Here is a 23,898-nt window from a genome sequence, read left to right on the forward strand (position 1 = left end):
CTCATTGAGAATAAGCGAGCCACACATTAATCAGACTAGCGACTTCTCTAGGTGCTTCAGTATAAAGCTCATGGCTAACGTTTTCTAGAAAAATAGTATCAAAATAGTCTGGCAATTCTTTTAGGGCGTCCTCTCTCCATGTAGCTTCATTAGGATAGCGAGGACTAATAAACAAGGTATCTCCCACTTCTCTCTTAAAAGCTTGTATTTTCCTCCTTAGGCGGAGAATCGCTTCTATATTTTCATAATTTATAGATAACTCATATCTATTATACTCAGAATTCCAGTGATAGGACTGTCTTACGGCTTTCTCCATATTTTCTGACCAATGCTTTGCTTCGGATTTTTCTTTAGAAATAAGAAGATTTAAGTCCGAAACGACTTGAGATTCAATATAGTTTTTTGTTTCCTCTAATTCCACATCTAAAGGTAAAATCTTATCTAAATCTAGATAGCCACCATCCAAAAGAATCAGTTTTGTCACTTCATAAAATTCCGATGCAAGATAACGCGCCAAATCTCCTCCAAGAGAATGACCTATCAGACAGATAGAGTCTCCTTCTACAATCTCATTTTTAAACCATAATTTCAATTCTGTTTCATCTCGAAGATGCTTTTCATATGGACTTAGAAAATAAACCTGCGAATCTAGTTCTTGAAGAAAATCCTTGCTATGATAGATATTGCTTCCCAGACCGCCAATAAAATATTTTTTCATTCTCTACTTAATACTATGCTTATTCATCTTTTGTTCAAAGATAGTCGTGATAATCTGACGTAATTCTTCGCGTTCTTTTTCTGGAATTTCACCACTTGTTTGAGCTGCAGCGTAGAGTTCAGGGTGTTCAATTGAAATGCGTTTAATCGTACGTGTCGTAGCATGTTTTCTGACGAAAAATGGGATTCGCTTAATCAAGTCTTGTGGTACTAGCGCAAGAATCTTTTCAGCAGTTTCCTTGTCACTAATCTTAGACGTCGTAAGCCCCTTCTTAATCATTTCCTGTTCTTTTTCTGTAAAATCTTTTAATTCCATTCGGTCAGTCCTCCTATTTTCTTTAAGTTAAATTATATACCAATTGCAGCAAGACGACAAATAGTCTGCTTGTAAAGTCTTCTCTATACTACAATTTTCCTGTCGCTCTTTAATGAAAAATCACAAATCCATTTGGAGAGATCACAAGCTGATTTTCCAATTCTTGGCAATTGCTTGCTAATGCTACGGTTTCCTTCTCTAAAAGATAATCATCTTTTGATTGGTTAAAGATTGCTTTGAAGATTTGGCCATTGTATTTCCATTCCAGAGCTACTAAATCTGGTTTGATTTCTTTTAGGCTATACTTGCCATGCTGAATGGTTGATGACGCATGTTTACGAATCTTGATTAGCTTCTTCATAAAGTTCAGCATATTATTGTCACTTGATACGCGTTCCCAAGGCATACAACGTCGACAATCTGGGTCTGGACCGCCAGTTAAGGAAAGCTCGGTTCCGTAATAAATACAGGATGTTCCCTTTTGTAAAAAGAGAAAGGCTAGAGCTGATTTGACCAGTTGAACGTCTTCATTTGCAGTCCACAGGATTCGTTCTGTATCATGCGAATCTAGGAGATTAAACATAACTTCTGAAATCTGCTGCTTGTAATACATAGATTGGCCATTGATTTCATCGATGAATTGGTCCGTCTTCTTAAGCCCTCGTAAGAAATAATCCTTGATACTATCAGATAAAGGATAATTCATGACCGCATGGAACTCATCTCCATTTAACCAAGGCTGAGACGTATGCCAGACTTCTCCTAGGATATAAAGATCAGGCTTTTTAGCTAAAACTGCATTACGAAAATCCCTCCAAAACTGATGGTCAATCTCATTAGCCACATCCAAACGCCAAGCATCGATATCAAACTCTTCAATCCAATAAGTCGCAACCTTTAAAAGATAGTCCTTGACCTCTGGATTAGCTGTATTTAGCTTAGGCAAATAGTCCTCGAAACCAAAAGCATGATAGGGTAAGTCACTCTTATTAGCAAGTTTTTCAGTCGTCACTGGGAATTGTTGAATATGGAACCAATCTTTATAAGCAGATTGCTCACCATTTTTGACAACATCTTGCCATTGAGGAGATTGCGAACCAATATGATTAAATACAGCGTCCAGCATGATTTTCATACCTCGCTGATGCGCTTGCTCGACCAGCTCTCGAAAGATTTCCTTGTCTCCAAAATGACGGTCAATTTCGAAATAATCCGTCGTATTGTACTTGTGATTGCTAGTAGATTCAAAGATAGGACAAAGATATAGTCCAGTAATACCCAAGTCTTGCAAGTAATCCAGATAGTCAATAATCCCCTGTAAATCACCACCAAAGAAATCATCACTATTAGGTGTGATAGAGGAATCCCAGTCTAAAGTCCCTTCTGGGTTTAATAGAGCATTTCCGTTGGCAAATCTCTCAGGAAATATCTGATACCATACCGTATTTGAAACCCAGTCAGGAACCTTGCAGGCATCAATCTCATGAAGATAAGGCAACTTAAATCCATTTCCAATAGCATGAAGATTTTCTAGAGAATTTTCAACGCACCCTTTATCGCCATACAAGATGCTCTGGCCTTCTGTATCCGTGAGTTCAAAGAGATACTGGATACGTGCAAAGTCAACTGACACTTCAGCCTGCCAATAATCAAAGATGGCATCAGAAGTTATCTTGGCCATTTTCTTTGTATCTTGATAAAACTCCTCCATAAAAATAAAAGGGTCCCCATAGTGCAAGTTGATGATTTCAATGTCCCCTTTCTTAGTTCGAATCCGAATATGAATCTTCTTATCCTTATAAAGATAGGCGAACTCCGACTCAGACCTATGGTAAATAGCGCTTAATTCCATCAATTTGTCTCCTGATTTACTTGGTTGCATTTAAGACGCAAACGTTTTCATAATTGTGATTCTAGTATACTACTTTCGTATTTTATTTTCAAGGCTTGTCCGTAGATTCTAGTGGTTTGGTTCTATAAATAAAAAAGCAGCCAGTCTTACAACTTGCTACTTTTCAAATGATGATTTACAAATGTCTTTCCAGCCACTCAATTTTTTTAAAATCCTTATTGTTATTGTGCTCATTTCGATAAGAATCTTGGGAAGAAGCCTTGTAAATACTTAAAAACTGTTCTAAACTTGGAACGCGAAAAGTGATGTTCTCAAGATGAATCAGCTCTATATCCGATTCCGAAACTCCTGCAAAATCAGGTAAAGAATCGATACTTCCAAACTCAACACTCAGGCAATCTTTTTGGAATTCATGCTCATGAATATCTATTAAGGCGTAGCCTAAGTGTTTCATCACTTTCATTATCTTGTCCCACTCATAAATTCTGAGATGATCGGGTGCTTCCCAACCTCTAGGATCACCAGGCACATGAATGTCAATGTCAGACGGCCTCCATTCTTCATTTGATCGGTATTCAACCCCCAAAGACCCCATGAGCGTCGGAGTGATTCCGACTTGGTTTAACTGAGAACAAATTGTTCGAAATTCATCAAATAGAGAATTCATTCCTCCTCCAATCGTTGATATAGAACTTAATTTCGTTGTGAATAATAAACTAATTTTTACCTTCTACTCTTTCGGTTTTGAAAATACTTCTACTCGCTGAGATAGGACTTTGATTTCTACAGGTAGGTTATCCGATTTATCGCCGTCAACATCTGACTCCAATTCACTATCTGAAGAGATCTTAATATTACGCGCTCTGATATACTCGATATTGTCATTTGAGACAACATCTCCTTTTAGTAAATCAGGAATAACGGATAATTTAGAGAATATAGAAGCATCTTTTAGAATCAAAATGTTGGCATAGCCGTCTTTGTTTTCTTCAAAGATTTTCTTATCAGCGAAGTAATTTGTCAAGAGAACCAAAACATGGCTAGCTTCACCAACATAATTTCCATTTTCTGTCTCAACCTTAATGTTAAAGACCTGATCCGTCATAACGGACTTCATGGTATTTACAGCATAGGCTAGAATACCGAATTTTGTCTTGTCCTCGATTTCAACATTGTGAATCGCCTCAGGCAGAGAACCGATACTAAAAATATAACCAAAATAGTTATCATTTGCTTTACCGATATCAATCTTGTTGGTTAAATTAAAATCCAGTTCATCTATCGCGCCATCGATGTCTTGATTGATTTCCAACAGTTTTGTAATGAGGTTACCCGTACCGCCTGGGATAATCCCTAACTTAGGAATGTAGTCTCTCTCAGCAATACCCGAAATGACTTCGTTGACAGTCCCATCTCCACCAAACACAACCACTGCATCGTACTGCTCACTAGAAGCTTCTTCAGCAAAATGTGTTGCATCAAGCGCTTTTTCAGTAATTTTGGTTTCTACGTGCTCAAAGTATTCTTTTGCTTTATTTTCCAGCTTTTCTTTGTAATCCAAAGCCTTCTCGCCACCAGAGGTAGGGTTGATAATTAACATTGCCTTTTTCATTAATTTCTCCTTAATTTTAAATAGAAATGTTTACATTTCGTCGTATGCAACTAAATGTACTCTCATTATACAATGAAAATACAGAAAAGAGAAATATGACGTACTGGAGATTAAAATAATCTACGATACGGTAAGCATATTGTCTAGTAGAAAAAATGAAAATAACATTTTTTTACACTTTAGCTTTTTAAAACAAAGTTTTATTGTTGCTAACTTCTTACTTAATTTTTTTAGCTAATTTATTAAAGTCATCTATATACAATATTCCCGAAATGAATGCAAAAATTGCAGAAAAAATTGAGAGAAACGGTACGAAACCTGTAATAGATGCCGCTAAGAGAAATAAAAAGCTTTTCTTACGACCATTTTCTTCTTTTTTATAAATGAAAATTGCAAGTATAGCACAAAAAAGAAACATGAAACTAATTAGGTTCATTGAGAATGCCCATTCCGGCTTATCAACAAAACGAAGAGCACCGTTAATAAACCTTAACTCCCATCTATATAAAAAAGCATAAGCAATAAAGGGAGAACACGTTAATGATATTACTCCATTAAAACAAAACAAACTATGTGATTTCATACTAGGCTCTTTTCTTAATTTTATGAAACTTTTCTTTCTCTCTTAATCAATCCCTAGCAGGATCATCTAAAATCTCAATATCACCTATAAACCATCGTGACATCTTCTTCTTTTTGTCTTTAAAGGGATCGGGTTTAATCAAAGTAAAAGGTGAAATGCTTGCATCTGTAAAATACAACTCCACTTTTAAAGACTGCTTAGGATTATCGTTAACATAGGCTGAAAAATGAATATGCTATCTTCCACCCACATCACCACCATTATCATACCCTCCCCTAGCTGTATTTGGTAAAAGTTTAATAAAATTTATTGATTGTTTTTCCTCATCTTCCAGGTAGGTAATAATTGCACTCTTGATAATCTTTTCATTTTCATGGACAAATTTTCCGTTGTTGTTAAGAAGAAAATTCCCATAGCTTAGAAATGTTAAAAAAGAAGCGAAAAGGAATGGATAATAAAAAGTACAGCCATTTATTGGATTTAAACATAATGTCTCTTGTTTTCTAGATTCACAAAAAGATGTTATTATTTCGAAATTATGACATTAGATTCCTTCTATTTCAACTGGTATTAATTCCTTGTTCCTACATGAAGAACTAATTGTCGGCATTCTAGCTATAAAAAAGAAAAATGTTGATATCAATCCATTTATAACTAAAACTGCTCCTTCAGCACCATCATTAATACCCATAAAAAATCCAAAACAAATAATATTCAATAAAAAGCCGAACAATAATACAGGATTTCTTTTACCATTTGGTTTAAACTTGACTCTATAACGTTTGCTTTTCTCTGGTATTTTTGATAATGCGTTACGTCGAGAATTTTTTTCATAATAAACAGCTCCTAAGTATGCAAGGAGCATAGACAAGACAAATAGTATACTCTTCGTAAATATCTGTTGACTCAATCCCATACTAATAAAAGCTGATTCCATAGCTCTATATAGTAGAGCTACAAATGGTTGTACCATAATAGATATAGTAGTTGTTCCTATCTTTGTTTTAGACTTAATTTCAAAACTATCATCAGAGGGAGTTAACTCAATCATATCAAGAGTGATTAAGTTAGGCATCAATCCGAGAAAATAGCGTTTCCCTTTCATTGAACCTAAGTCCATAATATACTTTTTATTTTCTATTTCTACAATACTATACGCCATCGTATTAGCATTCTTGAACTTCAAATTAATCATTTACCATCCAAACACTTTCTGAGTGAATTTAATACTTGAATCAAAGGCTTTATTTAATTTCTCTAATTCCTTCAAATGTGACATTTCTAATCTTATATTCGGAAAGAATGGGAACCTTGCCAAAGTCAATTGTTAGAAGGAAAAATGTGATAATACTATTGATAACGAGAACAATCCCTTCTCCTCCATCATTAATTGACAAATAGAGAACTAAACAAGCTATTATAGGAACTTTAAAAATATAGGCGTCAAAAACTTGCTTTCTTGTAGATATTGGTTTAAAAATCATCTCATATCTTCTACTAGAAGAAGGCAGTATAGCTTTAACATTTTTACGATCTTTCTCTCTTGTAAAATAAAAAATCAAGTAGGAGAATAGTATGGATGCGCAAAATACTACTAATTTTAAAATTATCTGTTGGCTAATATTGTACTCTTTAAAAAAAGTTTTCAATAAAGAATAAACAATGCCTATAAGCGGTTGGACAATGATTGCCACATATGAAGCTTTAAACTTATTAATCGGTGTACTAAAATTGATATCCTCTCTGTTAAGTTCCGCCATCTCAACCGTTAATTCCTCCGTTGGAACACCCCAATAGTAGAATTTAGGAGTCATTGAACTGGCATCTAATATATATTTTTTCCCATTTAGTTCTACAAGTTGATGACAAAAATACTTCGTTTCTTTAACATTAATTTCCAAAATTACCACCTAAATACTTTCTGAATTTTGTTATAAGTTACATTATAGCTTTTTCAGTTCTTTAAATTCTAGGTATTTCTTTTGATAAGCATAAGTCAATGGAATAACGCCGGATTCAATCCAAATAAATAGATAGGCCAACAAACCATTCAAGACTAGAATTGCAGCTTCTGTTCCATCATCTTCTCCCATATAAATAGAGAAAGCAATTGTATGTAAAATGAGAAATAGATAGGCATGGAATTGTCTTTTTTTCTTATTATTCTGAAAGACTATTTTAAACCTCTTCTTTTCCTTCGATAAACGACTTGAAATCTCCTTCCTCGATTTCATTAAAATACTTTGATAGACAATATAAGCTACCAAAATAGATATAGGAAATAAAGATACTTTTAAATATAGATTATGACTAATATCATAATATCTAGAAATTGATGTTACTACTCTATACAAAAGAAGGCTAAAACCAATACCTACCATACGCATTCCTGAAGGACCCATCTTAATTTTTTTATCAAAATTTTTATTCTGACTATCAAGTTCTATCAAATCAACTTCAAGAGTTTCAGGGGAAAGTCCCCAATAATAACTCTTTGGTGTTGTGGAGTTGGAATCAAGAACGTACTTTTTCTCTCCCATCTCTAACACATCAAAATAAGCAACATCTAATCCTCTAAAATTAATTTTCACATTTACCACCCAAACACTTTCTAGCTAATTTAATAAATTCTTATTCAGCTTCTCGAATTCCTTAAATTGTGACATTTTTAATCCTAAACAACTTTCGATAAGATTACTGACATTTCAACTCGGAGGTTGCTTTTCTCAATCGAATTTATAAATTCACTTTCCTTTCACTAAATAAATTGCAGCACTGATTTGAACCAATTTTTCTTTAGATTCTATACTTAGTAGAATATCGTATCTGTCATAGTAAGCATATCCAAGACTAACTGAAAGTTTTGTGTCAGAAGGAAGGTTATACTTTTCCACTATTTTTTTATATAACTCAGATTGATTTTCTGACTGGTAAATAATATCACTCAATTCAGTTTCTGCGCTCTTAAATGTTTTTTCCACATCTAAGGAAGCGAAATAAGCTCTTGAAACTATTAAATTTAAAACTTCCTCATCAAATAAAGGATTTATCTCAGACTCATAATTTAGTTTACCATTAGAGTAAGTAACTGGAACAGTTTCTTTATCCTCGCCAAGTGTTATTGTGTAATCACCTTTAATGTCAGCTTGATTAATATCTAAGTCCACTTCGTACTTTTTGACTTCAGCTTGATTTTTTATATAAATATCACTAGTGTATGACTTTAGTACAGTAAAGTCCTTCTTGTCTTGTTCTAAAAATTTAAACATGGGCTCAAACGTTTTTTCGAATTCGTACTGTTCTTTTGTCCTGTTTTTGGGAATGGTTTCACCACCCAAACTACATCCATTCAATGAAAACAGCGATACCAGAATGATTACCAAGCCTGCAAGCCATAATAAATGCTTATATTTTTTCATTTATTTCTCCAAAAATACAAAGTCTAAGACTATTATAGCATGAACATACTGAAAATGACTTTCTATAACCATTTAGATTCATTCATAAATTTCATTTAAAGACATTCAAGATATTGATAGGAAAACTTAATAGTTTTAAAAACTTTAACCTTACTCTTGCACAAAAAAGACATTCAAGAAAATCTTAAATGCCTGTATAAATAGTGTATTAAGGATATTGCTTGTTAAACTTCTCCTAACCAGGATCGACATTAAGAAATCTTACTGTATAGCCATTATCGGTATATAGAAACTCTACTTGCAACACCATATCTACTAATTCAGAATTTGAAGTCAAATCATAATCAACAGCAAAGCCAGTCTGGTCATCATAATCATAAATCTCCAATTGGGAATACTCATAAGTCGGATTGAAATGACATTCCACACCATACTCATCAATCGTGTCAAAATCATTCAATTCCAATGTCTTTTCAACATAACCAAAGAATTCATTTAAATCATCAATCTCTGATTCATCGACATAATTCATAATGTCTTCATATTTTTTCAGGTGAATAGCCTTTAAAATATTAGTGATAACGTCTATAACATTTTCTTTTTTATACTTATCAAGTAATTCCATCGGTGCCACCTTTCTACTTAACTAAACCATCATTTTCCTGCTATGTAAAGCTCCCATCGCATAACTACATCTTTTAAGGGGGCATCCAAGTAAGAATAGGCCTTATCCTTTATCCAATCAGGAATACCATAAGCTGCCTCGGCTATGCTGCCAGTGATTGCTGCGAGTGTATCACTGTCGCCACCAAGTGAGATGGCATTTCTTATCGCATCTTCAAAATCTGTACTCTCAAGAAAGGCGATAATGGCTTGAGGGACAGTTTCCTGACATGTTTCGTTAAAACGATAGTTAGGACGGATTTCATCTAAAGTTTGAGATAGATTGTAGCCGTATTCCTTCTCTATATAATCCTTAATCCGTCTTTTACACTCCGTAGGATTGTCGTTAATTGATTGCTCGTATTCTCTACAATAACCACCAAAGTAAAAACGACATAGAAAAATAGCATCAGCTGTAGCCATTGCACCTTTAATACCTTCTAGATGATTATGGGTTACCTCTGCAGAAAGACACGCAAGTCCTCTAGATGATGGCCACATACCAGTTCTCGCATAAAAACCACAGTCCATGACCCAAGCACATGGAGAAACACGCATAGCTGATCCATTCCCAAAGCTATTATAAGGCTCACGGTTATCGCTATTTAGCCATGCATTAAACCGAGCACCGTAATCAGCATTCGGATACATTCTGCCATATTTCTTCATCGCGTCAATGAAGTCGTCTTTTTGTCCCCCGTTCATAATCGCTTCTGCAACAGCACAGGTCATAACCGTATCATCTGTAAAAAAGCAGTCTTTACGAAATAAAGGAAAGTCCTTTGTTTTGATATTGTTCCATTCGTAAACAGAACCGACAATATCTCCAATAATTGCTCCTAGCATCAGATTCCTCCTTGTGTCATATCAGATTTATTACACATTCCCAATGGTTCACTCTTTAAAAATGGTGCCACCAAATCAATCCACTCTTGAGGTAGGTAAGCTGACAAATAGCCGTGATTATAGCCCTTTGCTTCATACAAAATCGTATTTGGATGTAGCTGCTGAAATAATTTCGCCGATGCTTTGACACAGTTCAATTCTTTTTCACCATAGATATACAGAACCTGAGCCTTGCTAGCAGAAATCATATCTTTCAGCTTGTAACGCCCCATATAGTTTTTGTAAATGGTTACCAATGTTTTGACAGGTGTCCTTGGCAGATCCTCCAAATAATAAGCTTTTATTTCCTCTGGATAGGCCAGTTTAGGATAGAGTTTGTTCATCATACTTAACTGAAGTTTGCAAGAGAATTTATTGAACATCAGTTTACCAAATAGAGACACTAGAAAGATGCTGATTTTAGCTAACCTTGGTTGAGGAATACAGAGGCTTCCCTCTATGATGGCCTTCTCAGCAATTTCACTGTCTAAAGACAAAAGCTCCATGGCAATTTGACCACCAAGTGAAACACCACCGATTGCAAACAATTTCCCACCACAGTTTGCTTTGATATAGTCTAGAATCTCCAAAGCAGAATCTTCAGTAGAAACATAATCAAGTTGATATTCCTCTCCGTGGCCATTCAAAGTGGGTAGAATAATACGGTATTCTTCTGACAGGATTCGTGCTTGACGAAGATAATTCCACCAAGAACTGCCACCACCATGTATCAGTAAAATAGGAGGCAAATTCTTATCACCAAATTCATGGAATTTCATGTTTAAACTCCTTACTGTAGGACTTTCACTAGCTAATTTTCCTTGTTCAATCAGCTCTTAAAAGCATTACCACACACTTGACATAAAACGAGTGAACACTATGTATGCCAAGTGATCATGTATGTATGTGGGAACATGTCTATAAACCTTTTGACGATAGCATAAGGTTATCGTTAAAAGGTATTACCCCGACAAACTGTGATTTGCTCATTTTATTAAATCAGCTATTTCTTTCTTCCCATACGCCTTTACATTCTGAATTACATCCTGTTTCCTTTTGATTGATTCAAGCAATGATATATCTAGTATATTTACGAATTCTTTAAACTGAAGCTGTCCGATGCTTCTTATCTCTTTAAGTTGCTCGGCATCTCTTATCTTTCTCTCTGCCTCACTTTTAGGGTATCCTTGCCCAAATGGCTCTGAGAAAAGAGCTTCTATTGTTTTTTCAAGATTTTCAGTACCTGACCATGTATAATTTTCACCTAATGGTAATGATATCGCATTTCCATTATTAATCTGAGCAAATAAATAGGCATCATTCGGTGTAGGTGCATATCCGCAAATGACATCAGGCATACTATTACAAGCAAGCATCATTCCTTGTCCGGAAGAACAGCCCGTAACAACGAAATCAACTGTCCTACTTGCCAACAAGATACCTATAAGAATAGAAATTTCTATATACGAGTATTTTTCATTTTCTTCCATCGTACAGCCAAAATTTATAACCTCAGATTTCTTTGGAGCATACTTTAATACAGCATCATAGATTATTTGATTTTTGGTCGCTTGCGAACTTGCTTGAATAACTCCGATTCTCATTCTTCCCCCCTTCAACTTCTAATTTAATTATTTCTTTTTCTTTGGTTTGGGTGCCGGTAATTCATTATATATTGAATTGAACAAGCCTTTATTTTCTACACTTCATTTATTCACTGGTTGCAACTTTTGACATCAAAACTACCGCCTCCACATGTCTTGACGGTTACTACCTATACTGTGAAACGAAATCAAAGCTGCTGAATATCCGTATTAAACTATTAAACGTAACTAATGCGAGTATTTACGGCTTCGTTAATATACAGTATTGTTACATCTATGCCAAGTTTCCGATAGTTAGTTCTTCTTTCTTTATTTAAATCTTTACAAATCCAACTAGCGAGAAGGGTTGTTTATCTCAAAACTCATTGAACCTTTGGTTCCTCGATTAGTATAATAATTTCCTTCTAGTTGATTTGGATTATCAATATCAAGAATTACCGTCCCATAATGTATAGGACTTTGCAATTCAGCCCTTGGGCTATTTAAATATGTATAAATTAATTTTTGTGTTCCATTATCATTGATAATTGATGCTGTAATGCTATGGCTCGAACTTTCACCCGTTTTAAACTTAACTTTAATAGTCGTAAATGACTGTTCAATAGTAAGTTCACAATTTCTTTCATTCTGATCATAGTCCGTCTTGAAACTACCTACATAATTCGCAAATAAAATTGGAACATTATGAATCTTAGATAGTAATGGCCACCGCCATGCTGTTTTTTCAAAAATAGCCATAATAATTGCTGTAACTGATATAGCTTCACCAATATACCCAATGGCTGAATATACCAATGCCAAAATATCAGATTTAAGATTCACTGCAATCTCTTGGCCACTTATTAACAATCTTAATAACAAGCAAATTGCAAAAACCCATATTGTAATATTCAAAAATTTTTTCTGCTGTTCATTCATAAGTTTTATTTATAATCCAAAAATTCAATCATTCTAACTAAAAAAGTTTTTGTATCCTGTAAATTCCATTTCTGCTCTGAACGAAAAAGGTAATACATTCCACTTACTTCAACCCAATTTAAATTCACTTGAGACACTATGTAATATAACGCTTGCTGTAACAACCCTGTGTAGCTATTACTATTGAAAAACATCTGTTCAGGTATATTCCAGACCAAACATTCTATCAAATATGAAGAAATGCGTTCGTTTGTCAATCCTAGCTCCTGCATCTCGTTCTTAATATGCTTCATAATCCTAACTAAATATTTATATTTATAGTGAGTAGATTTATTCTTAGAGATACCATTTTGTATATGAACTTTAGGATAATTAATTACTTCATAATTTCCGTTTGAGGTAAAAAATTTGATGCCTTCAACAAATTTTTCAGATGACCTGCTACCAATATATCTATAATTTCGATATTGAAAACATGGGACTACATCTGCATTTACGTGATATGAGTTAGAATTAATATTGATACACTTATTGCCAATAGAAACTGATTCTGCACCAAATTTTGAAATTAACGCTTTAATCACTTCGTTTTTAAATACATTAGCATTGGTGCTGCTACTAGAGTAATTATAGTCTAGGTCCGATAACCCATCTACATACTCACAATAAAATAAAGATTTCACCATGATACAGATATCAATGTCGCTATTTTTCTTTACATTCGTATTATTTGCATAAGAACCTTGGGCAAAAATTTCATATTCATACTTTGAAGAGAGCCCACTCCTTTCTATTGCATCTTTAATCATTCCAATAGTATTTTCAACCCGTGTTTCTTCAGTGGCAGATAACGGCTTAATCCATGATTGTAATGCTTCTTCAGAATATCTCATTATAAAACAACTCCATTTTAGTTTTTTGGTTAATTCATAAAAAGTAACCGATATTAAAAAAATCCTACATATAATTATACCACTAAACAAGAAAAAAGGCTGCAAACATAGTGAACTATACTATGCCTACAGCCTTATAAATCAACTTCTGTTCCTTCCAAAAATCTAACGGTTATCTGTCCATCCTCCGAAATCAAAATACTATCTAGTACCTGACACATCTCAAAGGAATCATATTCCCAACACTCCTTATTTATCAATTCAGCCAGTAACACACTGTAATGCTTTTCTAATAACTGGTTTTCTTCCAAGATCTTATTCCACTTTCCATGCAACAAATCCATATTCTCACTCAGTAGTTTAACTGCCATCATTACAGCTTTCTCTAGTGTTCCCTCATCGATATGGTTATTCTGACAACCAATCTGTCCCTTTACCTTATAACGGTTGTTACACTGCCAAACTTTACGTTTGCCACGACTGGTCGTCCAGTTCTTACGTCCAAAAGCTGAACCGCATTCTGCACAGAACACCTTGGTAGTAAAAGGGTTGTCCTCATTTTGCATGATGTAGAAGAAATTGAAAAAGAAAATAGACTTCAGACAGCTATTGATGTTGTCAGAGAACAGTTTGGCTTTTTAGCCATACAAAAAGGAACCGTCCTAACTGAAGGTTCCTAAAATATTGAACGCAGTAAACTTATTGGCGGTCATTCCGCTGGTGGATTGGAGGGATTAAAATGATTGACCGTTCATCCTTACCATTTCAGTCAGCAAGAGAGTACCAGGATACAAAGATGCAAAAATGGATGGGCTTTTTCCTATCTGAACATGCATCAGCACTCTCTGATGATACAAACAAAGTAACGTACATGTCTGACTTATCACTAGAGAAGAAATTATTACTCCTCAGTCAAGTATACGCCGGGCAGCTACTCACACGCATTCAAGTGATTGAAAAAAACAAGCGTGTTTCCTACACTGGAACAATACCAAGTCTGACCAAAGATTTCATTTTGATAAAAACTACAACAGGTCACATCAATTTGAAATTAAAAGACATTATTAGTATTGAACTTGTCGAGGAGGTGCTCTATGAATCAGCTTGAGTTTCAGCGTAATCACCTACAAATGGACTATTATAGCGAGAGCTACCAAGATTTTGAACGTGACTTCTACCGCTACTCTAACATGAATATTCCATTGACCTTCCTAACTGATGATATCCTAAAAACAATGGCGACTTCACGTAAGAATTACTTTGTCCTCAATAAGGAAAAGTCCAGAGATAACCGCGATCACTTCTTCATATTTGAAGTAAGTACCGTAGATGAGAATCCGCTAATCTATCATTATACATATAAGAAAACTACAATATATTTAGCAGAAAAATAGGAGCAGTTCAATTGACTGTTCCTATTTTTAATATTCATAAAATCTAAAGTCTTTATACTCTTTAACAATGGAGTCGCCAACCAGAACAGACTATACTGACCAGCGACTACCTTAAATTTAATGTTTCAGATTTATTTTCTTATCTCTAATTTCATAAACTACATCTGCTACATTTTCGAGTAATCGTTTATCGTGGGTGATAAACACGATAGTTCCGGTGTACTCCTTCATTAGTATTTCCAAAGCCTCTAAACTTGGTATGTCAAGGAAGTTACTGGGTTCATCCATTATTAGGATGTTATATCTACCCATGAGCATTTTAGCAAGCAACAATTTTATAATTTCTCCACCGCTTAAAACAGATAAACTTTTTCCAATATCGTTCTGTTTGAACCCCATAGATGCTAGCACTGAACGAATTTCTGATATATTGTAGTCACAATCCTTCTGCATAAACTCCATAACATTCTGATTACTGTTGTACTTGTAACCATTCTGTGCAAAGTAACCTATTTTTGCCTTAGGCGAAATAGAAATTCCTTCTTCATGGTTTAAGATCATTTGGATTAAAGTTGTTTTTCCGATTCCATTACCACCAGTTAACGCCACTTTTGCTCCTAACGGAATTTGAAAAGATGCATTTTCAAACAGAGCCTTATCCCCAAATACTTTATTAATTTCTGCACCGACTATAGGGTATGGATTATGGAGCTCCAATGCTTTACTTTGCCTGAAACGAATTCTGCGAATGCCTTCCGGAGCTTCTACTTTTCCTAAGGCCGCAATCCTGTGCTCTAGGGTTTTAGCAGCATTATACATCTTTTTTTCCTTACTTCCTATTGATTTTTGATGAGCTAAACGCCCTCCGTCTTCAGTACTTTTTTTCTTTGAAGAACCTTTTGCCTTCTGTTCTATTTTACGAGCCTGTTTTCGCTTTTCCTCCGCAGCCCTTTCCAATCGGGCACGTTCCGCAATAAATTGTTCGTATTCTGCAGCTTGGCTCTTACGTTCTTCCTCTTTCTGACGAAGATAATCAGAATAGTTTCCCCAATACTCAGTGATTTTGCCATCTTTCAGTTCCCATATTTTATCTACTATTTCATCAAGAAAATAGCGGTCATGGCTAATAACTAACAGTGCACCTGTAAAATATTTTAGCTGTCCTATTAGAAAATCAATTCCTTCACGGTCTAAATGGCTCGTAGGTTCATCCGCTAAAATACCATGAACCTGTGCCGATAAGGCCTGTGCTATTTTAAGCCTTGTTTCTTCACCACCGCTCATAGTCTGTATATTTAATTGCTCAACACCTAGCTTGCCTACAAGTGCAAAATCTTTTTCCTCCTGCAGAGTTACTTCGTCCAACTGGGGAATATAGGCAAGTTCACCCAGACGATTCATTTTACATCCTGGGGGAGTTAATTCTCCTAAAAGTACCCTGAGTAAAGTGCTTTTTCCAGCACCATTTGCTCCTACTAAACCAATACGGTCATAATCATATACTTCTAATTCATTTATATCTAAAACATCGCGTCCTTTGAATTCCACACGAATGTCTTTTGCTTTTAATATTAATTCCATAACATTTCCTCCAATATTGTTTATTTTAAATCTAATTTTCTAACCTCAGTTATCATTTGGCAAACTATAGCAATGCCAATAATTAAAATACCTGATAGTAAAAACCAATGATTTACACCGATTTTATCAGCAAAGAATCCAGAAAGAATTAACCCAATTGGCATAGCAAGTGACATGATACTTCCGATCAAAGAAAATACACGTCCTAAATATTCAGGCTTAATTTTCTCCTGAAAAAGAGCTGTTTGCACACCGCTATAAAATGGCACCGAAAGCCCCATTATTGCACAGCAAACTACGAATATTACAAATCCATTTGGAGGAAGTATTCCCGAAACGGCTAAACTGGTCCCCATTATAAAAAATGAACTTGTTATTAGTAATACATGCTTTTCGAAGCCCCCTAATCTTCCTAATAATAAGCCTCCTGCTAGCATCCCAAATGCAAAGGAAATTTCCGTAATAGAAATATGCACAGGCGTTCCATTAAAGTGTTCCATGCTTATTAAAGGAAATAGTGCATTGATTGGCATATAAACAAAAGTATATAGTGTTCCTAAGAGTAATAAGGCAAACAATCCTTTGTTTTGTCTCAGAACCACAACTCCTTCTTTCATCTCCCTTATGAAATTTGGTTCTAAACTTTGCACTTGATTACCCAGCTTAGGTATACGTACAATTGCTACCGTAATAGATGCAATCACAGCACCCAATACGTCGATGGCAATAATAGCATTTAAATCCCAAACGGAGTATAAGAGTGCTGCAACTGCCGGACTAACAATATAGCTTATAGACTGCAAAGACTGACTATAGCCTGCGCATTTCGTTAGCTGTTCTTCTGGTACTAAAAGTGGTGTAACCGCATTGAGTGCTGGGGTATGAAAAGCTGTTCCAATGCTACGGATAAACAATACTATCATAATCATCCAGACAGGTAGCTCCATACAGAATGCAACAATAGCAAGCACTGCACCAGCTGCTGCGATAATTAAATCGGCACCAATCATTATCTTCTTCCTATCATGACGATCCACTAGCACACCAATGGCAGGTCCCAAAATCGCATAGGGTAAAAAACCTACTAATGAAGCCATAGACAAGACCATCGCAGATCCTGTTTTTTCTGTAAGGTAAAAAATAATCGCCATTTGCAGGATGGCACTAGTGATTAATGATACTGCTTGCCCTGCCCATATTGCATAAAATTTTCGTTTCCAATTGTTGTATTTTTCCATTTATATTATCTCCTGCATATTATTTTGCTTGAATTTCTATTTTGAATAGCATTCTAGGCAATAAAAAATGCAGGCCAAACCCCACAATGTGGCTTTTGGTCTGCATACATACAATTTGGAAACATTCATATTAAAGACATAGTTAAATAAAGGTATAGTTAAATAACCAATATCCTCACCGTAACTAATGAATGCTCAATATCGTATAAATAAGCACAACAAAAAAGCCTATCATCGGGTATAGATTCTGCTTTTTTTATTGCCAGCTTATCTTAAACGCATTGAGGCTGTCATAGTTTCGGTTCCTCCTACATCTTTGTTTATATCAATTTATAGTATAACACAACAAGATGATATGTTCAATATAAAAGTTATGGAATGAGACTCATACTTCCAATTCGATGCCAGATTTAAAGGATATGACGAAGTTTTCTTCATAGACTGTAACGCTCTGGATTATCTTCCTTAGTAGCAAGCGATTAGCTTTCACAAAATCTTCTGTTTGTAGTTTTAAAAATTCATCAGGATTTTCTAACTCAACCTCAAAATATTTCATTTTACATTCCCTCATTTCATTTATTGATAAATTGAGTTTGCAAAAAAGAGTGGACAATTTTTGTCTACTCTTAACCTTTAAAATAGTTTTTTTTAATCGATTTGAAGTTGCCTAAATTATTACTTATTCGGTAAAATGAAGTATTGCTTTCAACAGATTTCCTTCAACTACACTTCACTTGATTCAAACAAGGTGGGTACATTTCTATTCCCACAAACTCCTTGTCAATGGAAACAAACACGTACCCACAGGGTAAATGGAAATAGAAACTGATAATTTCTAGCTATCACTTCTACTCATTCCAAAAATTTTCTCACTCTGATACTTACCCACCATAAAGCAAAAAGCCTTGCAATCAAGGCTTTCATTATCCCTTTCGTTCAAAGGTTTCTAAGCTTTTACGAGCAGAGCGACACACTCAGCGGTTCGCTATCTCCGTTCTGTCTGCGTGCTAGCACTTGTCAATCACGGACAGCTATCGCATGGGCGGAAGTAAATGCTAATCTTCGTCGTTTTACTCCTTGACTAGCAAACTTACCGCCTCAACATGCGCTGTTTTCTTTATTTGTACACTTTTTTTCGTCATCGGTTACGGCATTAAAACACAATTTATCATTATCTATTTTAGCATTCTTCCTTTTAGATTTGTAAGATTTTGCATCTTTAGTCGAAGAATCTCCTGTTTTAAAAATTATAGTCAACATTGCTGGATCAATTTCTCCATCAGAATTTATTCCGCCTACTATGATTTTTTCAACGATACTTTCAAAAATGTCCTTGTCAAACTCCGTCAAAGTCTTTTGTGAATTTAAAATTTCTTTAAAATTTTCTAATCTACTTTTTATATCAACTTCTGATTTTAAAGTTACTTCTAAGTTTACTTTTTCTTCTAAAAGTTTTTCTTTCTCAATTTGTATTTGATTGAATTTATCTTCATATACAGAATCACTTATTTTTCCATCTAGATTCATTGAAACTAATTTTTCTTCTTTTTTGTACAACGAATTTAATTTACTTACTATCTTATTCAACTCCACTTTTAAGGTATCATCAGTAAGCTCTTCTTTTATAATTTCAAGAAAGTCTTCAGTTAGGTTATTATTTTCATAAAACAACTGTTGGTAGCTCTGTAAAAAAGCATTTTCTATTGCTTTTTCCTCTATCCCTTTACTATGAGTGCAATGCTTTTTACCTCTCTTTATAGATGTTGTACAGTGCCAAATAATCTTTTTGTACTCTGAACTAGAGTGCCAACTTCTTCTAGACAGAACAGTACCACAAAAACCACATTCTAATCTACTGCTAAAAGGGTACATTCTTGAATATCTTTCTCGTTTACCTTTTGTATTTGCTATAGTTTTTTTGTTTCCTGATCTCCGTAATCGAATTTCTTGCGCCTGTGTAAAAATTTCTGGACTAATTATTGCATCATGATTATTTTTAATGTAGTATTTATCTTCTTCACCGAAATTTATTAAACGTCTCTTACTAATGGGGTCAACAGTGAAAGTTTTTCCCATTAGAATATCACCTTTATACTTCTCGTTTTTAATAATTCCTAAAACTGTTGTATCTTGCCAGTGATCAAGACCTCTCGGAGTTTTATAACCTAGTTCATCAAGTTCTCTAGCTATTGCCCTACCCCCAATACCATCAATGTATCGTTCAAAAATATAACGTACTATCTTGGCTTCTTTTTCATTTATTGATATCGACTTTGTATCTTGATTATAGTCATAACCAAGACAACCTTGAAAACCAATAAGTTCTCCACGTTGCATCTTCATTTTTAAACCTTTTTTAACATGGGCAGATGTATTTTCAACTTCCTGTTGAGCCACTGAACTTAATATCGTCAATAGTAACTCACCATCCATAGTTAAAGTATCAATATTTTCTTCTTCGAAAAATACACCAATTTGTTTATCTTTGAGCAAACGAACATATTTGAGAGTATCTAATGTATTTCTAGCAAAGCGAGCAATGGCTTTGGTAATGATATAGTCTATTTTTCCATCAAGGCAATCTGAAATCAATCTTTGAAAATCTTGTCTTTTTCCAACTTGAGTTCCTGAAATCCCTTCATCAGCATAAATGTCAACCAAAATCCAATCTTGGTGCTGTGATATATACTCTCTATAATGACGAACTTGAGAATCATAGCTATTTTTTTGATCATCACTATCGGAACTAACACGACAATATGCTGCTACTCTCCTCGATAAAGAACCACTATTATCATTTCTTCTAGTTACTAAAGGATTTGCTTTTATAATTTCAACGTTATTTGACATGGCTTAACCTCCTATTTCTCTGCATTTATTTTACCGCAACCAATAAAAAAGGTCAGCTAATTTGTGTATATTTTACGCAGTTTCAGCTTTATTTTTTCATATTCTTTTTCGCTAATAAGTTTTTTTAAGAATAATAGATTTAGCATCTCTAGCTCGACTATATAATTTTCTAAATTTGATTTCAAAAAATCACTTCCCTTTTATCTTTTATCAATTTCCTCCATGGCATGACTGATGAAGTCATCATAAGAATTTCACTTGCTGCTCTTTTACGTTGGCAGCCTGAACGGTCAGAAGTATCATTGTATATCATTTGTATCATGGCATATAAAGTATCGCTCTATTTTATTGATGGTTTTAATGTCGCTCTTATCATGGCGAGCCATTCAAAACTGCTCCACAAATGAGGAAAGTACCATTTTGGACTATTCAATTGTCAATGTGCTTTCTTAACCTACTACTTTTTGGAGTAATGGTCTTCTTTATTATCCACTCGACCTACAAGGTAATCTAAACTTACATTATAAAAATCTGCAAGTTTGATAAGGTCATCTATAGAGATTAACCTGGTACCTGATTCCATTTTAGAATACGCTGATCTTGTACAATTTAAGATTGTTTTTGCAACATATTCTTGTGTCAAATCATCATCCTCGCGTAAATCTCTAATCCTTTTCAACATCCAATGTCTCCTAAAACAAGTATAATATAGTTATTTTCTTATTTTTAAATATGTGACAAATTGGCACATGAAACTATTCTATATATACTTTTTAGTAAACTGTTTACTCTAAATGTATCTCATTTTCCTTAATAGATTTCATATTTTGTTTTTCCTTATATTTCTTTATTGTTTTATTAAACATTTCAAATAAATTTATTGCTTCCCTATGTTGTTCCTTCAGTGTTTCAATCTTTCCTTTATATATGTATAAATCCTTCTCTATTGTATCTACTGAACTTTTACCTTGAATACTATTTTCTAAATTGCTAGAAATATTTGCCGTATTATTCAACAATACTTCCTCTAAATTAGTTAAATCATCAATTTTATTTTGGACTTGTTCAATCATATTCTCTAGATATGATATTTGGGCAATGAAATCATTTGTTATATCTTCAAAATCATTCGGACTATTTTCCGCAGATATAAGAAAATCTAATTGTTCTATTTTTTCTTTAATTTTGCTAAGAGGAATTCTTCTATACATATACTGTGGTTCATACTGAAGATTAAATTGTCTAATCAAAGTTTTACCTTTCATAAAGCGATTTTTTTCTGCTGAATCTTTATGGTATACATAGTAAGAACTAGTTTCTCTGAGAAATACTTTAACTTTTTCTTCTTCCATATTGATCTGAATATTTGGTACAAAAATAAGTCCTTCTTGTCGGATACCAAACTGTACCTTAATGTAAATTCCATCGTCTACTACTTCTTCTATTTGATTAAGATTCAACTCTACCTCAAACTCATGAACAGCATCCCTATTTCTCTTGAAATCTTGATAGGATTTCCATACCACCTCTTCTGTCGGCAACTCTTTTTCTTTAATTAGCTTTTCTTCATTGTAAAGTTCAACTAAATTTTTTTTATCTAAGACAACAGTTTCATTTTTGTTATTAAAATAGTCTTGAAAATAACTAACACTATACAGATTAGCTTTTACCAATTCCTGCTCTGAAATCTTAATCTCATCAAATTCAAATTGAACATGTTTTTCTTTCGGAATTATTTTTAATCCAAAAAATTCTGCTCGTTGAATCAATTCATTCATATTCTTCATTTTCGGAAGTAAAAATTCTAAGATGTTTATGATTTCCCTTTGAACAAACTTTTTCTTAAAATAAGTTTCATTATAAGGTTGTTTTCTACTCAATTTACTATCACGTACGACTTGTTTCATATTTGAATCAGTCATAAAAAAAGTAACATGCTTGTGTCTAAAATCAATTTTCAAATGTAAAGCTTTTGCTTTTTTCTTGAAATCTTCAAAATTTTTCGAGTTCTCGATTAGAAAATATACTCGTTGTTTTATTTCATATTTGTAATTTGTTTTGCGATAAACTTCATACTGACGATGCGAATAACGATTTTCTATAATTTTTGCCCCTGCAATTTTTGAAAGACGATCAGAAACCATTCGTAGATTATGTTCTGCCTTATAATCCCATAGAAACTTTTTATCAGAATTCTGATCAATTGAATTTAGGATGATGTGATTGTGGATATGATCTTTATCGACATGAGTTGCTACAATGAAACGAAATCTACCTCCTGTCAACTCTTTAACTGTCTCATAACCAATCCGATTGATTTGTTCGGGAGTAAGATGGTCATCTGGAGAAAAGGACTGAATGATGTGATGAGAATGAATTTTTCGTTGATTTACTTCTCGCCTATCATGACGAAATTCATAAAGAGTATCATTACTTAAAAAATTATCATTGTACATCTTCACTAGTTCTTTATAACTTGGAAAATCTAAATAATTTCTCATACCAAAATCTGAAACTAGTGTTAGGTTTTTTGTTTTACTTGGATTCAAAATATATTTAATTAATTTACTACGATAATTTTTTCCATGTATCGCAAAGTGTTTAGTGATGACCATAAAATTTCCTCAATTTTTCAGATTGGATAAGAAAATCTTTCTCCACTTCTACTATTAACTCTTCTATACCTTTTCTCAACTCATTTAATTCAACTTCCGTTATTAAATTCGAATAATTTATGCTTCTGGCTATTTGATTAATATTATTTCCGATTCGTTTTAATTCAAAAATCAAATCTTGATAACTATTTGTATCAATGGTGATAAAATTCATACCAGGATCTAGTAGAGTTCGTCTAGCATATTCCGAAAAAGACAAACAGTGACTTTTACAGATATTTTCATTTAATTTGACTATTTCTAAATCAGATAAAAAGACTTTTTTTAAATTCGTTCGATATCGATGTTCCACTCTACTACCTCATGTATTTGTTACGAAAATTTTCACTAAGAGGAGCTGTTTTTTCTACCTCTTTAATTAATTCCTGAATACAAGTTAACAAAATAGAAACATGTTCGTGAGTAACCTGATGATTTGTTTTAGCAATTATCAATACTTCATAAACATCACGGCTAATTTGTTCCAACTTTTGTTTTTTCCAAAGGTTGAACCATTTTGTCATCTGTTTTTGTCCATCAGACAATAGTAAGCTTTTACGGAGAAAATCAGAAAAATTATCCTCTCCTTTCTCTCTCATTAAATCTAGTATTTGTTTTTCTTCCGTTTCTGTTAAGCGAAATTGTTTCCGAATACTACGTATATCTCTTTTCATATGACTTTTCCTCCTTCATTGATACCTGTACTGACAATGTAAGCT

27 protein-coding genes and 1 pseudogene are annotated in these 23,898 nt (G+C 33.9%); 3 read left to right on the plus strand and 25 right to left on the minus strand.

Annotated elements, in window-relative coordinates:
* Position 1: 1 nt before the first annotated feature.
* From B7700_RS06860 to B7700_RS06945, 17 genes are all read right to left on the minus strand, one after another.
* Positions 2 to 718: an alpha/beta hydrolase gene (locus tag B7700_RS06860; protein ID WP_084887975.1), complete on the minus strand. Its 717-nt coding sequence runs from the start codon at positions 716 to 718 to the stop codon at positions 2 to 4.
* Positions 719 to 721: 3 nt separating this feature from the next.
* Positions 722 to 1,033, minus strand: coding sequence for a hypothetical protein (locus tag B7700_RS06865; protein WP_000420556.1), 312 nt, complete (start codon positions 1,031 to 1,033; stop codon positions 722 to 724).
* A gap of 109 nt (positions 1,034 to 1,142) precedes the next feature.
* The gene (locus B7700_RS06870; protein ID WP_084887977.1) at positions 1,143 to 2,885 is read right to left on the minus strand and encodes a glycoside hydrolase family 13 protein; all 1,743 of its coding nucleotides are present in this window, start codon (positions 2,883 to 2,885) and stop codon (positions 1,143 to 1,145) included.
* Positions 2,886 to 3,060: 175 nt separating this feature from the next.
* Positions 3,061 to 3,552, minus strand: a complete 492-nt coding sequence (locus B7700_RS06875; protein ID WP_084887979.1) for a phosphoribosylanthranilate isomerase — start codon at positions 3,550 to 3,552, stop codon at positions 3,061 to 3,063.
* 63 nt (positions 3,553 to 3,615) lie between these two features.
* Positions 3,616 to 4,497 (minus strand): diacylglycerol/lipid kinase family protein, encoded by an 882-nt coding sequence (locus B7700_RS06880; RefSeq protein ID WP_084887981.1) that lies wholly within the window; start codon positions 4,495 to 4,497, stop codon positions 3,616 to 3,618.
* Between the two features lie 217 nt (positions 4,498 to 4,714).
* Positions 4,715 to 5,080 (minus strand): insulin activator factor, encoded by a 366-nt coding sequence (locus tag B7700_RS06885; protein WP_084887984.1) that lies wholly within the window; start codon positions 5,078 to 5,080, stop codon positions 4,715 to 4,717.
* A gap of 544 nt (positions 5,081 to 5,624) precedes the next feature.
* Positions 5,625 to 6,275: a DUF443 domain-containing protein gene (locus B7700_RS06895; RefSeq protein WP_084887986.1), complete on the minus strand. Its 651-nt coding sequence runs from the start codon at positions 6,273 to 6,275 to the stop codon at positions 5,625 to 5,627.
* Positions 6,276 to 6,324: 49 nt separating this feature from the next.
* Positions 6,325 to 6,990 (minus strand): DUF443 domain-containing protein, encoded by a 666-nt coding sequence (locus B7700_RS06900; protein WP_084887988.1) that lies wholly within the window; start codon positions 6,988 to 6,990, stop codon positions 6,325 to 6,327.
* A gap of 33 nt (positions 6,991 to 7,023) precedes the next feature.
* Complete coding sequence (locus B7700_RS06905) at positions 7,024 to 7,680, minus strand: DUF443 domain-containing protein (protein ID WP_004262637.1); 657 nt, start codon at positions 7,678 to 7,680, stop codon at positions 7,024 to 7,026.
* 144 nt (positions 7,681 to 7,824) lie between these two features.
* Entirely contained in the window at positions 7,825 to 8,499 is a 675-nt protein-coding gene (locus B7700_RS06910) for a hypothetical protein (RefSeq protein WP_084887990.1), read from the minus strand.
* 235 nt (positions 8,500 to 8,734) lie between these two features.
* Positions 8,735 to 9,124: a DUF7668 domain-containing protein gene (locus tag B7700_RS06915; RefSeq protein WP_084887992.1), complete on the minus strand. Its 390-nt coding sequence runs from the start codon at positions 9,122 to 9,124 to the stop codon at positions 8,735 to 8,737.
* 29 nt (positions 9,125 to 9,153) lie between these two features.
* Positions 9,154 to 10,008 (minus strand): ADP-ribosylglycohydrolase family protein, encoded by an 855-nt coding sequence (locus B7700_RS06920; protein WP_084887994.1) that lies wholly within the window; start codon positions 10,006 to 10,008, stop codon positions 9,154 to 9,156.
* Complete coding sequence (locus B7700_RS06925; protein WP_084887996.1) at positions 10,008 to 10,826, minus strand: alpha/beta fold hydrolase; 819 nt, start codon at positions 10,824 to 10,826, stop codon at positions 10,008 to 10,010. The genes B7700_RS06920 and B7700_RS06925 overlap by 1 nt, the downstream gene beginning before the upstream one ends.
* A gap of 207 nt (positions 10,827 to 11,033) precedes the next feature.
* Positions 11,034 to 11,651, minus strand: coding sequence for an RpiB/LacA/LacB family sugar-phosphate isomerase (locus B7700_RS06930; RefSeq protein WP_084887998.1), 618 nt, complete (start codon positions 11,649 to 11,651; stop codon positions 11,034 to 11,036).
* 333 nt (positions 11,652 to 11,984) lie between these two features.
* Entirely contained in the window at positions 11,985 to 12,569 is a 585-nt protein-coding gene (locus tag B7700_RS06935; protein ID WP_001005371.1) for a Cap15 family cyclic dinucleotide receptor domain-containing protein, read from the minus strand.
* Between the two features lie 5 nt (positions 12,570 to 12,574).
* Positions 12,575 to 13,462, minus strand: coding sequence for a nucleotidyltransferase domain-containing protein (locus B7700_RS06940; protein ID WP_001270697.1), 888 nt, complete (start codon positions 13,460 to 13,462; stop codon positions 12,575 to 12,577).
* 134 nt (positions 13,463 to 13,596) lie between these two features.
* On the minus strand, positions 13,597 to 13,995 hold the full coding sequence (locus B7700_RS06945) for a recombinase zinc ribbon domain-containing protein (protein WP_004261296.1): 399 nt from the start codon (positions 13,993 to 13,995) through the stop codon (positions 13,597 to 13,599).
* Positions 13,996 to 14,025: 30 nt separating this feature from the next.
* Here B7700_RS06945 and B7700_RS06950 point away from each other — a divergent pair.
* The 3 genes and pseudogenes from B7700_RS06950 to B7700_RS06960 all read left to right on the plus strand — a co-directional run.
* Positions 14,026 to 14,205 (plus strand): annotated as a pseudogene (locus B7700_RS06950) (Y-family DNA polymerase); the annotation flags it as partial.
* Positions 14,202 to 14,570 (plus strand): hypothetical protein, encoded by a 369-nt coding sequence (locus B7700_RS06955; protein WP_084888000.1) that lies wholly within the window; start codon positions 14,202 to 14,204, stop codon positions 14,568 to 14,570. The pseudogene B7700_RS06950 and the gene B7700_RS06955, both read left to right, overlap by 4 nt.
* Positions 14,557 to 14,856: a DUF5960 family protein gene (locus B7700_RS06960; RefSeq protein ID WP_001072467.1), complete on the plus strand. Its 300-nt coding sequence runs from the start codon at positions 14,557 to 14,559 to the stop codon at positions 14,854 to 14,856. Before B7700_RS06955 ends, B7700_RS06960 begins: the two co-directional genes overlap by 14 nt.
* A gap of 117 nt (positions 14,857 to 14,973) precedes the next feature.
* Here B7700_RS06960 and msr(D) read toward each other — a convergent pair whose 3' ends face one another.
* The 8 genes from msr(D) to B7700_RS07000 all read right to left on the minus strand — a co-directional run bounded on the left by msr(D) (position 14,974) and on the right by B7700_RS07000 (position 23,853).
* Positions 14,974 to 16,437 carry an ABC-F type ribosomal protection protein Msr(D) gene (msr(D), locus tag B7700_RS06965; protein WP_000420313.1) on the minus strand — a complete coding sequence of 488 codons (1,464 nt, stop codon included), beginning with the start codon at positions 16,435 to 16,437 and terminating at the stop codon, positions 14,974 to 14,976.
* A gap of 20 nt (positions 16,438 to 16,457) precedes the next feature.
* Complete coding sequence (gene mef(A) / locus B7700_RS06970) at positions 16,458 to 17,675, minus strand: macrolide efflux MFS transporter Mef(A) (RefSeq protein WP_000417519.1); 1,218 nt, start codon at positions 17,673 to 17,675, stop codon at positions 16,458 to 16,460.
* A gap of 385 nt (positions 17,676 to 18,060) precedes the next feature.
* Positions 18,061 to 18,231: a hypothetical protein gene (locus tag B7700_RS06975; protein WP_000873143.1), complete on the minus strand. Its 171-nt coding sequence runs from the start codon at positions 18,229 to 18,231 to the stop codon at positions 18,061 to 18,063.
* 542 nt (positions 18,232 to 18,773) lie between these two features.
* Entirely contained in the window at positions 18,774 to 20,525 is a 1,752-nt protein-coding gene (locus B7700_RS06980) for a recombinase family protein (RefSeq protein ID WP_084888002.1), read from the minus strand.
* Positions 20,526 to 20,982: 457 nt separating this feature from the next.
* On the minus strand, positions 20,983 to 21,207 hold the full coding sequence (locus B7700_RS06985) for a helix-turn-helix domain-containing protein (RefSeq protein WP_000919631.1): 225 nt from the start codon (positions 21,205 to 21,207) through the stop codon (positions 20,983 to 20,985).
* 103 nt (positions 21,208 to 21,310) lie between these two features.
* Complete coding sequence (locus tag B7700_RS06990; protein ID WP_084888003.1) at positions 21,311 to 23,140, minus strand: SAG1250 family conjugative relaxase; 1,830 nt, start codon at positions 23,138 to 23,140, stop codon at positions 21,311 to 21,313.
* Positions 23,127 to 23,492: a MobC family plasmid mobilization relaxosome protein gene (locus B7700_RS06995; protein ID WP_084888005.1), complete on the minus strand. Its 366-nt coding sequence runs from the start codon at positions 23,490 to 23,492 to the stop codon at positions 23,127 to 23,129. Before B7700_RS06995 ends, B7700_RS06990 begins: the two co-directional genes overlap by 14 nt.
* A 4-nt stretch (positions 23,493 to 23,496) precedes the next feature.
* Positions 23,497 to 23,853, minus strand: a complete 357-nt coding sequence (locus B7700_RS07000; RefSeq protein WP_084888007.1) for an SAG1252 family conjugative relaxosome accessory protein — start codon at positions 23,851 to 23,853, stop codon at positions 23,497 to 23,499.
* Positions 23,854 to 23,898 lie beyond the last annotated feature (45 nt).

Origin of the sequence: Streptococcus mitis, from assembly GCF_002096755.1 — a bacterium.
Taxonomy (GTDB): domain Bacteria; phylum Bacillota; class Bacilli; order Lactobacillales; family Streptococcaceae; genus Streptococcus; species Streptococcus mitis_AC.

Excerpts from the sequence above, each read along its gene's own strand:
- B7700_RS06925 (WP_084887996.1), bottom strand. The coding sequence starts at position 10,826 with ATGAAATTCCATGAATTTGGTGATAAGAATTTGCCTCCTATTTTACTG.
- B7700_RS06930 (WP_084887998.1), bottom strand. The coding sequence starts at position 11,651 with ATGAGAATCGGAGTTATTCAAGCAAGTTCGCAAGCGACCAAAAATCAA.
- B7700_RS06980 (WP_084888002.1), bottom strand. The coding sequence starts at position 20,525 with ATGTCAAATAACGTTGAAATTATAAAAGCAAATCCTTTAGTAACTAGA.
- B7700_RS07000 (WP_084888007.1), bottom strand. The coding sequence starts at position 23,853 with ATGAAAAGAGATATACGTAGTATTCGGAAACAATTTCGCTTAACAGAA.
- B7700_RS06955 (WP_084888000.1), top strand. The coding sequence starts at position 14,202 with ATGATTGACCGTTCATCCTTACCATTTCAGTCAGCAAGAGAGTACCAG.
- B7700_RS06915 (WP_084887992.1), bottom strand. The coding sequence starts at position 9,124 with ATGGAATTACTTGATAAGTATAAAAAAGAAAATGTTATAGACGTTATC.
- B7700_RS06910 (WP_084887990.1), bottom strand. The coding sequence starts at position 8,499 with ATGAAAAAATATAAGCATTTATTATGGCTTGCAGGCTTGGTAATCATT.
- B7700_RS06895 (WP_084887986.1), bottom strand. The coding sequence starts at position 6,275 with ATGATTAATTTGAAGTTCAAGAATGCTAATACGATGGCGTATAGTATT.
- B7700_RS06870 (WP_084887977.1), bottom strand. The coding sequence starts at position 2,885 with ATGGAATTAAGCGCTATTTACCATAGGTCTGAGTCGGAGTTCGCCTAT.
- B7700_RS06960 (WP_001072467.1), top strand. The coding sequence starts at position 14,557 with ATGAATCAGCTTGAGTTTCAGCGTAATCACCTACAAATGGACTATTAT.
- B7700_RS06935 (WP_001005371.1), bottom strand. The coding sequence starts at position 12,569 with ATGAATGAACAGCAGAAAAAATTTTTGAATATTACAATATGGGTTTTT.
- B7700_RS06940 (WP_001270697.1), bottom strand. The coding sequence starts at position 13,462 with ATGAGATATTCTGAAGAAGCATTACAATCATGGATTAAGCCGTTATCT.
- B7700_RS06865 (WP_000420556.1), bottom strand. The coding sequence starts at position 1,033 with ATGGAATTAAAAGATTTTACAGAAAAAGAACAGGAAATGATTAAGAAG.
- B7700_RS06875 (WP_084887979.1), bottom strand. The coding sequence starts at position 3,552 with ATGAATTCTCTATTTGATGAATTTCGAACAATTTGTTCTCAGTTAAAC.
- B7700_RS06985 (WP_000919631.1), bottom strand. The coding sequence starts at position 21,207 with ATGTTGAAAAGGATTAGAGATTTACGCGAGGATGATGATTTGACACAA.
- B7700_RS06885 (WP_084887984.1), bottom strand. The coding sequence starts at position 5,080 with ATGAAATCACATAGTTTGTTTTGTTTTAATGGAGTAATATCATTAACG.
- B7700_RS06920 (WP_084887994.1), bottom strand. The coding sequence starts at position 10,008 with ATGCTAGGAGCAATTATTGGAGATATTGTCGGTTCTGTTTACGAATGG.
- B7700_RS06880 (WP_084887981.1), bottom strand. The coding sequence starts at position 4,497 with ATGAAAAAGGCAATGTTAATTATCAACCCTACCTCTGGTGGCGAGAAG.
- B7700_RS06990 (WP_084888003.1), bottom strand. The coding sequence starts at position 23,140 with ATGGTCATCACTAAACACTTTGCGATACATGGAAAAAATTATCGTAGT.
- B7700_RS06975 (WP_000873143.1), bottom strand. The coding sequence starts at position 18,231 with ATGAAATATTTTGAGGTTGAGTTAGAAAATCCTGATGAATTTTTAAAA.
- B7700_RS06860 (WP_084887975.1), bottom strand. The coding sequence starts at position 718 with ATGAAAAAATATTTTATTGGCGGTCTGGGAAGCAATATCTATCATAGC.